Origin of the sequence: Anaerococcus vaginalis ATCC 51170, from assembly GCF_000163295.1 — a bacterium.
GTDB classification, from domain to species: Bacteria; Bacillota; Clostridia; order Tissierellales; family Peptoniphilaceae; genus Anaerococcus; species Anaerococcus vaginalis.
In genome coordinates this window covers 277,611-290,215 of record NZ_GG700527.1, presented here as the reverse complement: position 1 = coordinate 290,215, position 12,605 = coordinate 277,611, and the positions used below count along the sequence as shown (strand labels likewise).

The window sequence follows — 12,605 nt, the reverse complement described above, 5'->3', positions numbered from 1 at the left end:
TATTAAAGTCCCAAATATTTTGACAATTCCATAGGTTCAATATAAGTTCCATCTTTGTAAGCTCTCATATTTCCACCAGAAACTTCATCAATCAAAACAACTTCTCCGCTTGAAGCAAGTCTTCCCCATTCAAATTTTATATCATACAAATCAAGTCCATATTCAGCCAAAATATCTTTTACAAGTCTTGCAACTTTTTTATTTTCTTCAATTATTTTTTTGTATTCATCATGAGATAAAATATTTAATTCAACCAATCCATCTTCAGTTATAAGTGGGTCTTCGCGATCATCATCTTTTAAAGTAATTTCAGAATAAGCATCAAGATCTTGTCCTTCATTTGCATAAAGACCATATCTTCTCATAAAAGATCCAACAGCTTTAAATCTAGTAATAACTTCTAAACCTTTTCCAAAAACTGTACATTTTTCAATTTCCATAAGATTTTTATCAAGGTCCGCTCCAAGATAATGAGTTTTTACACCAGCCTCATTTATTTTTTCAAAGAAAAATTTTGAAACTTTAAGACACTCTTGACCAGCGCCTTCTTTTTCGCCAGCAACTTGATTTCCACCAGTATCGAATACTCCATCAGTTCCTGTCATAGTGTCCTTAAATAAACAAAAGTATTTTCCATCTTCTTCAACCAAATTTTTTGTCTTACCTTCGTAGATTGTATTCATTTTTTTCTCCTTAAAAATTTTTACAAAAAATAAGCCCAGAAGGACAGGCTACGAAACCTATCCTCCTGGGCTTTTGTCCCTCTGGTGTAATACTAAAAAATATCCGTACCGCTCGGTCTTGAAAAAACAGATCCCTAGGTACACTTTCGCCCATTTCAATGAGCCTATTCTTCGTTCAAATTCATAATACCAAGGTAAATTTTAATTGTCAAGAAAGTTTTTTGATAAATTTTAATATTTTTCATTTACGACTTGTAATTCATTATATTTATAATAAGATAATATTAATTATGAATAAAGGAGCAAAAATGTCAAAAATAAAAAATATTATTATAGCAATTCTTTTAGCCGTTTGTTTATTATTTTCATTCAATTATTTTTCTTCAAAAAATGAAAATAAAATAGACAACAAATTAATAGAAAATAGAATCGAAAACGCAAAAGAGCTAACAAGTTTAAAATATTCCTACACAAATATGGGACAATTTGAAAATTCAAATAAATTTTATGGCTACGATATACCATTTACCCAAAAGAAATTTATAGTTTCTTATGATGGAATGATTTCTTGTGGAGTAGATCTTGAAAAAATGGATGTAAAAGTTTCAGGAAAAACTATCAATATAAAATTACCAAAATCAAAAATTTTATCCCACGAAATTTACGAAGATTCCCTAAAAATTTTCGACCAAAAAACATCAATTTTTAATCCAATTAAAGTTGAAGACTACAATGACTTTGCAAAAAATCAAAAAAAATCAGTAGAAAAAAGAGCAATAGACAAAGGAATCTTGATAGAAGCCAACAAAAAATGTGAAAAAGCAATAAAAGATATAATCAACATAGACAATAGCCTTGAAGATTATACAATAAATATACAATTTAAATAAGGGTTCTCCCTTATTTTTTTATGCTATAATATACCTATGAAAGGTGGTAATATGAAAATATATTTAGGTTGTGATTTATTTACAGAAGGACAAAGATGGCAAGCACTAGAAATTCAAAAGGATCTTGAAAATGAATTTTCTGATATAGAAATTTATAATCCCGCTCAAAATTTGGAAATAAATGATAAAGATGCTGGCTTTACATCAAATTACGATATACTATTAGCAGACTACGAAAGACTTAAAAATGCAGATATATTAGTAGGATTGATGGACACACAAGATTTAGGTCTTGCAGCAGAGATGGGAATTGCATTTGAAAAAGGTCTTCAAATTTTTCAACTCTACACAGATATAAGACTTGGAGGAAATGACAAAGAAGATAAATTTCCACCAATGAAAAAAGACATATTTCAAAATGATTTTTTATATATAAACAAACTTGTAACAGGACTTTCTTACGTAGATAAAAATGGAAATAAATTCAAAAAACCAAGAATTTATAAGAAAAAAGAAGAATTGATTGAAGATTTGATTTTGTATATAAAAGAAAATAAATAAGACTACAAATTGACTATTAATTTTTCACAAAACTTTTGAGCTAAAAGTTTATACTTTAAATTTGAGGATCTAAAAAATATTACCAATTATTTTTTCCTTTAAAGTAAGCTCTTATTTAAAATTCAATAATTTCGATAAAAAAATGAGTATAAACCCAAGTCATAAAGAAAAGGTTCATACTCATTTTTACATTTTTAAAATATTAAATTTTATTATTTTCTTTTGCTTTTAAATAAGCCTAGGCTTGATGCTCCTAATAATCCCAAAATTGCTGAAAAGCTACCAACTCCTGTTTGGACATTTTCTCCAGCATTACTTACTTTATTGGCTGTATTTGTTGTGCCTGTTTTTTTATTTTTTCTGTTAGGATTTTTTTGATTTGGATTTTGAGGTTTTTGATTTGCCATATCGTCTATAACTTTTACTAAATCACTATTTAATTCATCAATAGTTACTTTATTTTTTGCACATAAGTATACTTTTGCTAAAAAAGCCTTATCTCGTTTAGTTGCTTTCATAAGTTCTTCTAAATTTTTTGCTTTTCCAATTCTATCCAATCCTGCTTTTAAATTTTTTTCATCTTCGGGTGTTTGTTCAAATCGAAGTGATTGTCTATAAGAGTCCATAATCCAAGTTTTTATTACTTCAAAAGAGTCTTTATTTTTATAAACTTCACTCATTTTGAATTCTTTAGGTTTTACTTTCTTTTCATCTTTTGGTTTTTCTTCATTAGTTTTTGGGTTTTCTGTTTTGTCTTCTGGTTTTTCAGTTTCGTCTTTTGGTTCTTCTTTGTCGCCTTCTTGTTTTTCTGTATCGCCTTCTGATTTTTCTGTTTCGCCTTCTTGTTTTTCTGTATCGCCTTCTGATTTTTCTGTTTCGCCGTCTGGTTTTTCTGTTTCGCCGTCTGGTTTTTCTGTTTCGCCGTCTGGTTTTTCTGTTTCGCCTTCTGATTTTTCTGTTTCGTCATCTGGCTTTTCTTCTCCGTTTTCATTTACTGGAGCTTTCTTTATAGTGATTTTTGCATTTACAACATCTGATTTTTCTTCTGGCTTTGATGTTTCACTTGTTTGTACTGGCTCTTTTAGGGCTTTTTCTACTGTTTTGTCTTCATTTGCTTTTGCGTTAGGAATTAATAAGCTTACTCCTAGTGCCAAGGCTAGACTAGCGCTTATAATTTTCTTATTTTTGTTCATAAATTTTCTCCTTTTATTTATTTTTTTAAATATTCTTTCACTAAACATTATATATATATATATATTGTCAAATATTTTAAATATTTATCCATAAAATAAAATTTGAAAATTTTCAAATAATTTTTAATAAAAATAGGCTGAAGTAAATTTTTACTTCAGCCTATTTTTTGGCACGCCAAAGAGGAATTGAACCCCTATCTTAAGCTTCGGACACTTTTGTTTTACCTTTAAACTATTGGCGCATGATAGTGATATTGGAAAACTGTATCCTATTTAAAAATCTCAAATCCATAAAGGTATTTCCTAGTCCTGAATCTATATAAATTTGTGAATTTTTATATTTTTTTAATCCCTTATCAAATTTTGGAAAATATCCTTCTCCAGGTGCTAGCAAAGCTCCCAAAAATGGAAATCTAACTTGTCCTCCGTGGGTATGACCTGAAAAAATTATATCCATTGTATCGTCTAAATTATCTCTTATGTTTTTAGAAAAATGACTTAATATTATATTTAAATTTTCATCTTTTGTTTGGTAATTTTTTAATGAAAAATTATTATAGCTTACTCCATAAATATAAATATTTTCGTCCCTAATTTTTAAATATTCTCCCTCATTTTTTAAATATTTTATATCAAGCCTTTTGATTTGTTCTATAAATTCATCAAGCATAGGACCTGCTTCTTCGTGATTTCCTGTTATATAATAGGTTTTTATTTCTAATTTTGAAAGCTTTTCTAGAAAGTCTATTGCCCTATTAAATTTCTTTTCTTCTCCGTAATCGTTTATATCCCCTGTCAAAATTATAAAATCTGGATTAAATTCTAGGATTTTTTCCTTAAAATATTCCATATTTTTTAATTTATTCGAATGAAAATCACTAATTTGTGTTATTTTTATTTTATTTTTTATTTTTTTGCTGTATATATCTTGCTTTACTTCTTTTGCCCACTTGCATTGATAGTAAATGTATGAGAAAAGAAGTAAAATTAGGCAAAATATTATAAAAATTATTATTTTATTCATCTAAATTTTCTATTCTTTCTAGAAAAACTTCTGCAGACATGTCTGAGGCTAACAAGTATCCTCTTTTTGGGGAGAATGATTTTTGTGATAAGGCTGGGCCGTCTACTGAAACTGATCTTTTAAATTGGCTTGTAATTAATCTTTTATAAAATGATTTGAGCCATTTTTTTATGGTTTTTTTGTCATAGTCGTCTTTGAAGGCAACTTTTGCTTTTTCATATATTTCTTCTACTGATGAATTTTCCAAAAATTCAAATGTGAAAAAATCTATTAATTCATAAGGGCCTATTATATCTTCAGTTTTTTGGCTGATTTTTTCTTCATTTTCATTTTTTAGCTCTGGAGAGATTGGAGTTTTTAATATATCATCCAAAACTTCTTTTAATTTTTGATTTTTTGTATTTTCTACAAGATAGGAAACAATATATCTTAATTCGGTCTTTGTCAAAGAGGCATTAACTGCATAGGATGACATGTGATCGCCGTTGTAGGTTGCAAAGCCTTGGGAAATTTCTGACTTATCTCCAGTTCCTATTACTAGAGCATTTTCCATATTTCCTATATCAAATAAAATTTGAGTTCTTTCCCTTGCTTGAGCATTTTCGTAGGCTATATCTTGAGTTTTTCCATCATGGCCAATATCCTTTAGATGAATATTTACTGCATCTTTTATTACAATTTCATTTAATTTTATTTCAAAAGCTTCTACAAGCTTAAAGGCATTTGATTTGGTTCTCTTGCTTGTTCCAAATGCTGGCATTGTGTATAAAAGAATATTTTCTTTTGGAAGACTCATTTTTTCGAATGCTTTTACTATAAATAAAAGTGCCATAGTTGAATCAAGTCCGCCGCTTAGTCCCAAGACTACTTTTTTACAAGAAATCGCCTCCATTCTTTGAATTAAAGCTCTTGTTACTATATCAAAAGCATCTTCCACATAGATTTTTTTATCATCAAGCAAATAAGGAAATTTATCCCAATATGAAAGACTTGGCTTATTTTTAAATTCAAAAAATTCTTCTGTAGTATTTTGACTTATATCAAAATATGAACACAAATCAGCAAATTCATCTCTCTTACTTTCTTTAATTTTTCCATTTTCTCCAATAATATTTAAGCCTTCATATACAAAATCGGTTGAACTTTCTCCAAGTCCTGTACTTGAATAGAGATAAATTGTATCTTTTGATAAAAATTTAATTTTATCTTCTATATCTTTTTTTGATCCTATATATCTAGTTTTTGCTGATGGATTTAAAATTATATCTATATTATTTTTTGACTTAGAAATTAATGAATCGGGAATATTTTTCTCCTCATTTTCTCCTACGCTTACAGCTATTTTTATATCGTTAATTTCTATATATGATTTATTATATAGATGAATATATTCATCATTTATCTTAATAAATTCATCTTCTTCTGGAGTGTCGAAAACATATTTTTCGTGGTCTTTAAATTCATCTTTAAAAAATCCTCCAATAATATCGCCTTCTTTTAATAAAAATACCATATCAATTATTTTTCTTCCCTCTTTTACAGGAAGTCCAACAGAAAATAAAGTATCAATATTTTTTGAAAAATTTTTCAAATCAAATAAAGCATCAAGGCATTCTTCTAAAATATCATCATTCGCAAATCCATCATACAAACTTGCTCCAGTAAGACAAAGTTCTGGCAAAAGCAAAACATTTACCAAATCATCATTTGCTCTTTTTATCGTTTCTTTTATTTTTTTCTTGTTATAAGATATATTTCCAATTTTAATTTTAAAATTTTCCGCTCTTAATTTTAAATTTTTTTTCATATAAACCTCAAATCTTTTTAAACTATAAAATTATTATATAAGATTTACAAAAAAACTGCCACAGTTTCCTGTGACAGTTTTGAATTTATTTTTTTATTTTTGATCTTTAGCTTTTTGAACTTCTTCTCTTCTTTTCTTCATTGATTCAAAAATTCCGTCAACTAAAGCATCCATATCTGGTTCTTTTGCAGATTTTAATGATGAAACTATATTTACTTGTTCTGGTAGAACGTCTATTAATTTCATTTCATTATCTAAAAATTCTTCCATTTTATCTGCAGCTGTTGGAGCCCAAGTACCATTGTCCATTAATGATACTGCTCTATTTTGTACGTTAAGTGCTGCCATATCATGGATGAAGTCTTTCATTTTTGGATAAATTCCAAGATTGTATGTTACTGATGCAAGAACGATATTTGAATATTTAAATGCATCTGCAATTAGGTAAGATACATCTGTGCTTGAAACATCTCTTAGGGAAATATTTGTCATTCCTCTTTCAGCAAGTTTTGATGCTAGAGCTTGAGCTGCATATTCTGTATTTCCATACATTGATGCATAAGCAATCAAAACACCTTCTTCTTCTGGTTCATAGCTTGACCATTTGTTATATTTATCTAAAATATAGCCAAAGTCTTTTCTCCAAACAAGTCCGTGAAGTGGGCAGATATATTTAATATCAAGTCCTGCTGCTTTTTTAAGAACTGCTTGTACGAATGTACCATATTTACCAACTATATTTGTGAAATATCTTCTTCCTTCATCTAGCCAATCTCTATCCCAATTTACTTCATCGGCAAAAAGTCTTCCGTCATTAGATTTAAATGAACCAAAAGCATCTGCTGAGAATAAAACTTTATCTGTTAAATCATAAGTCATTAAAACTTCTGGCCAGTGAACCATTGGAGCTTCTACGAATGTAAATTCGTGTTTACCAAATGAGATTGAATCTCCTTCTTTTACTTCAATGTATCTATCATCTACGTGATAACCAAATTGTCTCATAAATAATATAGCTTTTTCACTTGCTATAATTTTTACATTTGGATAGTAATGTAGCATTAATTCGATTGCAGAACAGTGGTCTGGTTCCATGTGTTGGATTAACATATAATCAAGATCACGATCTCCAAGAACTCTAGATACGTTTAATATATATTCTCTAGTAATAGACCAGTCAACTGAATCTATTAAAACTGTTTTTTCATCCATTAAAAGGTATGAGTTGTATGAAACTCCGTCTATAGGAAAAATATTTTCAAATAGAGCAAGTCTTCTGTCATCTCCACCTACATAAAATAAGTCGTCTGTAACTTTTCTAACTGTATACATATATTCCTCCTACTACTTTCTGTCTTCTGGTACATCCATTTTAATGAATTGATCTTTTGCTTCGCCTGATACTGGTGATACCCAAGAATCTGGTAATTTATCGAATGGTGTTCCTGGTTCAATTCCATTTTCTGGATCTCCAAGTTCAGGATTATATTCATATCCAGAACCTAAATCTACATAAATTGGATTTGTAGGAGCCATTTTTCTTGGTTTAGATCTCTTTATTTTCTTCATTGGTGGTGCTGGTTTCTTAGCTTCTCCATTGTCTAATTCTTTGATTAGAAGTGGAAGAATTACCATAGCATCTCCAACTATACCATAATCACAGTTGTTGAAAATTGGTGCATTTTTAGAATTGTTAATTGCAACTATTGTTGATGCATTTTTGATTCCCTTTAAGTGTTGTCCTGCTCCAGATACACCTACACCTATATATAAGTTTCCTTTGAATGTTTGACCACTCATACCAACATATCTATTGATGTCTACATATTTAAGTGTTTCTGCAACTGGTCTTGATGATGAAATAGATGCTCCAGCTTGATAAGCTAAATCTTCAATCAATTTCATATTTTTCTTTTCGCCAATACCACGACCTGCTACAACAATTCTTTGAGAATCTGCTATTGGTGTGTAAGGATCAATTCCTACAGTAAAGTCATATCCGTCTTTTTTAAGTGCTGCTACAAGATTTTTAACTGCTTCTTTAGGATCTCCTTCATAGATTTCTCCCTTTCTAACTCCTGCAATAGGGCCAGATTTTTTATTTGATCCAACAGCTTTAACCTTTGGAGCTCTACCTACTGTATTTGCTCCAACAACAACTCTCATAATTTCATTTGTACCTTCATAGATTTGTGTAATCTTAGAATCTCTGTAGAATCTTTCAACATCGATACCTTTAATAAATCCAGATCCACCGTACAATTGTAAAGCTTCATTAGTTATTTTTGATGCAAGATCAGATGCAAATTGTTTTGCCATAGCTGCATCTGCTGAATATCTTTCGTGATTTTCTTTTAATTCTGCTGCAGAATAAATCATAAGTCTTGCAGCTTTTAAATTTGTTGCCATATCAGCAAGTTTAAATGTATTTGCTTGAAGATGAGCAATTGGCATACCAAATTGTTCTCTTTCTTTAGCATAAGCAAGAGCTGATTCATAAGCACCTTGTCCAATACCTAAAGCTTGAGATGCAATACCAATTCTACCACCGTCAAGAGTTGCCATAGCAATCTTAAATCCTTGACCTTCTTTTCCTAAAAGATTTTCTTTAGGAACTTTTACATTATCAAAATGTAATTCAGCAGTACATGAAGATCTAATACCTAATTTGTCATAGTGATCAGAACATGTGAATCCTTCCATTCCTTTTTCAACTATGAATGCTGAAATACCATGAGTTCCAATTCCTGGAGTTGTTACCGCAAATACTACGTATGTATCTGCTTTTGGTGCGTTAGTAATAAAGATTTTTTTACCATTTAAAATATATCTTTTTCCATCCAAATCTAATTCAGCTGTTGTTTCTGTTCCACCTGCATCAGATCCAGCATTTTCTTCTGTAAGACCAAATGCACCAATTTTTTCACCTTTAGCTAATGGTGTTAAATATTTTTTCTTTTGTTCTTCTGTACCAAAAGCATAAATAGGCCATGAACCCAAAGATGTATGTGCAGAACAAATAACTCCAACACCACCATCAACTCTTGATAATTCTTCAACTGTGATCGCATAGCTCATTACGTCTAAACCTTGACCACCGTATTTCTTAGGATAAGGAATTCCTAAAAATCCTAATTCTCCCATTTCCTTTACAATTTCGTCAGGAAATTCGTTGTTTTGATCAAGCTCAAAAGCAATTGGTTTTACTTTTTCTTCAGCAAATTCTCTGACTTTTTTACGTAAAGCTTCATGCTCATCTGTTGTTTTAAAAAGCATATATTCCTCCTAAAAAATATAATATCCATTTTTGTTTTACAATATAATTCTATACTGAAAATGTTTTTTTGTCAACACAATTTATTTTTATAAAGATTAAAAATAATGATAAAATTAAATTGCAATATATGAATATGTAAAACATCTACACTTATTATATATCCTAAAATTCTTTATTTAATCAAATTTTTTAGAATTTTTCCAAATATTTTTTTGTAATAAAAATATATATTTAAAAACTTTGCTTATGAAAAAGTTTTCTAGTGAAAATATTAAAATTTAAATAATGATAGCTTTATTTTTTATTTAATTTTATACTTATTAAGGTATAATAGGTTTTAAGAAAAATAAAACTTTGGAGGTTATATGCAATTTATAAAAAAAGTTTATGACAATATATATTGGGTGGGCGCCAATGATAGGGACTTAAAAAGATTTGAAAATATGTTTACCCTTCCAAATGGCGTAACTTACAATTCATATATTATAAAAGATGAAAAAAATGTTTTGATGGACGGCTCTGATTCTTCTGTAATAAGAACTTATCTTGATAATGTTGAAAAAGCTCTTGACGGAGAAGATTTAGATTATATTATCGTTCAACATATGGAACCTGACCATTGTGGATCAATTGATTTTATTTTGGACAAATATCCAAATTGTAAATTTGTAGGAAATCAAAAAACAATAAAATTTTTCCATCAATTTTATCCAAATGATAAGTTTGATGAAGATAGATTTGTAGAAATTGAAGATGGTGATGAATTAAATATTGGAAAAAGAAATTTGAAATTTGTTTTTGCTCCAATGGTTCACTGGCCAGAAGTTTTTATGACTTACGAAACAACAGAAGGTTTATTCTTCTCAGCTGATGCTTTTGGTTCTTTTAATGTTCTTGAAGGACATATTTCCGCAAAACATTACATTAAAAAAGATTCTTGGGTAGATGAAAATAGAAGATACTATATAAATATAGTTGGAAAACAAGGAAAAATGGTTACAAATCTTCTTAAAAAAGTTTCAGATTTTGAAATCAATGCAATCTTGCCTCTTCATGGACCTGTTTATGATGACAAAGAATCAATAGAATTTATTCTTGATAAATATGATAAGTGGGCAAATTTTAAACCAGAAGTTAAGGGTGTAAATATAGTATTTTCTTCAATGTACGGAAATACAGAGCTTTGCGCTGATGTTTTAGCTTCAAAACTTGATGAACTTGGAGTTGAAGAAATAAAATTATATGATGTTTCTGACAATGATTTTTCATATATAATTGCTGATAGCCACAAATATTCAAACCAAGTTTTTGTAGCTATGAATTATAACGCAGGTCTTTATCACAAAATGGATGCTCTTTTAAGAGAATTGGTTGGAACAGGCTACCAAAACAGACACATCTCATTCATTCACAATTATTCATGGGGTGGAAAATCTCTTGAACAAGCAAAAGAAATTCTTGAAAAAGGAAAACACGAATACGTTGGAGAAGATTTCATAATTAATTCTTCAATGAAAGATGACCAAGAAAAAACTCTTGAAAATTTAGCTAAGGCTATTAAGGAAGATTTAGAAAAATAAATAACATTATGAAGATGCGAATTTTCGCATCTTTTTTTGTACTCAAAAAGAGCACATTCCTGTGCTCTAATTTTTCAGTCTTTTGGTTTATCTTCTTCTGGGATATTTTTATTATCGTATGGGGATTTGTAGATTGATTCTTTTGCAAATTGTTTTACTGCTTTGCCTGTTTTTAATTCTGAAATTAAGGTTCCAGGTCCTCCAACACATCCTCCAACGCATGCCATTCCTTCTAATAATAGTCCGTCTTTTCTTCCTAGTTTTGCCATTTGGGCAAGTTTTACGCAATCAGCAAGTCCTTCTGCTTTTTCAACATTAACTTCCAAATCAGGATTTATTTCTGCAATTCTTCTTTTTACAGCTTCGGCTACTCCTCCGCTTACTGCATAATTTCTTCCAGTTTCTGATGCATCTTGCCAATCTTCTTCGATTTTTATTTCTGCAGGATCTATATCTTTTGCCAAGAACATTCCCATTAGCTCTTCATAAGTTATTACATAATCAATTGTTTCTGCAACTTCTGGTCTTCTTGCTTCAAGTTTTTTGGAAATACATGGACCGATGAATGCTACTTGTGCTTTTTCGTCCATTTTTTTGATGTGTTTTCCTGAATAAATCATTGGTGTTGATGATTCTGAAATTTTGTCATTTATTTCTGGGAATTTTTTCTTTACCATTAATTTCCAAGAATAACAGCATGATGTTCCCATAAACGGAATTTTTTCTGGCACGCTTTCTACGTATTCGTGAGCTTCATTTAATGTTGTAAGGTCTGCTCCAAGTCCTACTTCGATTACATCTCTAAAACCTAATTTTCTAATTGCTTCTTTAATTTGAACAGGAGATGCCATTTGACCAAATTGTCTTACAAATGATGGTGCAACAATTGCGTAAACGTGTTTATCTGTATTTAATGCTTTTGCCAATTGGTAAATTTCTGTTTTATCTGAAATTGCTCCAAATGGACAAGCTGTTATACATCTTCCACAAGCTACACATTTGTCATCGTCAATTTCTGCTCTTCCTAATTTATCACTTTTTATTGCTTTTACTCCACAAGATTCTGCACATGGTCTTTTTGTATGGGCAATAGCATTGTATGGACAAGCTTCTACGCATTTACCACATTTTATACATTTATCTTGGTCAATTATTGAACCTTTTGATGTGTAGGTTATAGCATTTTTAGGACAAACATTTACGCATGGGTGGGCAATACATGCTCTACAAGTATTTGTAACTTCAACCCTATTTTCTGGACATGCTTCGCAAGCTATTTTTATTACTGAAACAAGTGGTGGCTCATATTTTTTTATATCAAAATCTTCATCATCCAAACCATCAGTAATAGCTCCAGTCTTATCGGCAGTTCTTGCGTGAAGACCAACTCCCATTCTTAGTCTTTCGCCCATTACTGCTCTTTCTCTAAAAATATTTTCCCTATAAGATGCTTCTTCTCCTGGAAGTATATCAAATACTTCTGTAGCTATGTCATATATTGGCCTATTTTCAAAAGCAATTTTTGCAATGTGTTCAAAGGCCATTCTTCTAATATTTAATATGTTTATGTATGTTTCTTTCATTATTTAT

The 12,605-nt window shown here is 29.8% G+C and carries 10 protein-coding genes and 1 tRNA gene; 3 read left to right on the top strand and 8 right to left on the bottom strand.

Annotated elements, in window-relative coordinates; all coding sequences use genetic code 11:
• Window positions 1-2: 2 nt before the first annotated feature.
• A complete protein-coding gene (locus tag HMPREF0078_RS01480; RefSeq protein ID WP_004838296.1) occupies window positions 3-683 on the bottom strand; it encodes a phosphoribosylaminoimidazolesuccinocarboxamide synthase in 681 nt (226 codons plus the stop codon).
• 308 nt (window positions 684-991) lie between these two features.
• On the opposite strand from HMPREF0078_RS01480, the gene HMPREF0078_RS01475 reads away from it, so the two are divergent.
• Window positions 992-1,573 carry a DUF4230 domain-containing protein gene (locus HMPREF0078_RS01475; protein WP_019118080.1) on the top strand — a complete coding sequence of 194 codons (582 nt, stop codon included), beginning with the start codon at window positions 992-994 and terminating at the stop codon, window positions 1,571-1,573.
• Window positions 1,574-1,624: 51 nt separating this feature from the next.
• Window positions 1,625-2,134: a nucleoside 2-deoxyribosyltransferase gene (locus HMPREF0078_RS01470; RefSeq protein ID WP_039920367.1), complete on the top strand. Its 510-nt coding sequence runs from the start codon at window positions 1,625-1,627 to the stop codon at window positions 2,132-2,134.
• A gap of 212 nt (window positions 2,135-2,346) precedes the next feature.
• On the opposite strand, the gene HMPREF0078_RS01465 is transcribed toward HMPREF0078_RS01470, so the two are convergent.
• From HMPREF0078_RS01465 to HMPREF0078_RS08920, 6 genes are all read right to left on the bottom strand, one after another.
• A complete protein-coding gene (locus tag HMPREF0078_RS01465; protein WP_039920365.1) occupies window positions 2,347-3,327 on the bottom strand; it encodes a prolipoprotein diacylglyceryl transferase in 981 nt (326 codons plus the stop codon).
• Window positions 3,328-3,495: 168 nt separating this feature from the next.
• Window positions 3,496-3,569, bottom strand: a tRNA-Arg gene (locus tag HMPREF0078_RS01460).
• The gene (locus HMPREF0078_RS08850; protein WP_050756658.1) at window positions 3,560-4,351 is read right to left on the bottom strand and encodes a metallophosphoesterase; all 792 of its coding nucleotides are present in this window, start codon (window positions 4,349-4,351) and stop codon (window positions 3,560-3,562) included. Before HMPREF0078_RS08850 ends, HMPREF0078_RS01460 begins: the two co-directional genes overlap by 10 nt.
• A complete protein-coding gene (nadE, locus tag HMPREF0078_RS01455; RefSeq protein WP_004838288.1) occupies window positions 4,344-6,158 on the bottom strand; it encodes an NAD(+) synthase in 1,815 nt (604 codons plus the stop codon). The genes HMPREF0078_RS08850 and nadE overlap by 8 nt, the downstream gene beginning before the upstream one ends.
• Window positions 6,159-6,251: 93 nt before the next feature.
• On the bottom strand, window positions 6,252-7,490 hold the full coding sequence (locus HMPREF0078_RS01450) for an FprA family A-type flavoprotein (protein ID WP_004838286.1): 1,239 nt from the start codon (window positions 7,488-7,490) through the stop codon (window positions 6,252-6,254).
• Between the two features lie 12 nt (window positions 7,491-7,502).
• On the bottom strand, window positions 7,503-9,434 hold the full coding sequence (locus HMPREF0078_RS08920) for an acyl-CoA dehydrogenase family protein (protein WP_004838285.1): 1,932 nt from the start codon (window positions 9,432-9,434) through the stop codon (window positions 7,503-7,505).
• A 366-nt stretch (window positions 9,435-9,800) separates the two neighbouring features.
• On the opposite strand from HMPREF0078_RS08920, the gene HMPREF0078_RS01440 reads away from it, so the two are divergent.
• Window positions 9,801-11,015: an FprA family A-type flavoprotein gene (locus HMPREF0078_RS01440; RefSeq protein WP_004838283.1), complete on the top strand. Its 1,215-nt coding sequence runs from the start codon at window positions 9,801-9,803 to the stop codon at window positions 11,013-11,015.
• A gap of 74 nt (window positions 11,016-11,089) precedes the next feature.
• On the opposite strand, the gene HMPREF0078_RS01435 is transcribed toward HMPREF0078_RS01440, so the two are convergent.
• Window positions 11,090-12,598, bottom strand: a complete 1,509-nt coding sequence (locus HMPREF0078_RS01435) for a 4Fe-4S dicluster domain-containing protein (RefSeq protein ID WP_039920364.1) — start codon at window positions 12,596-12,598, stop codon at window positions 11,090-11,092.
• Window positions 12,599-12,605 lie beyond the last annotated feature (7 nt).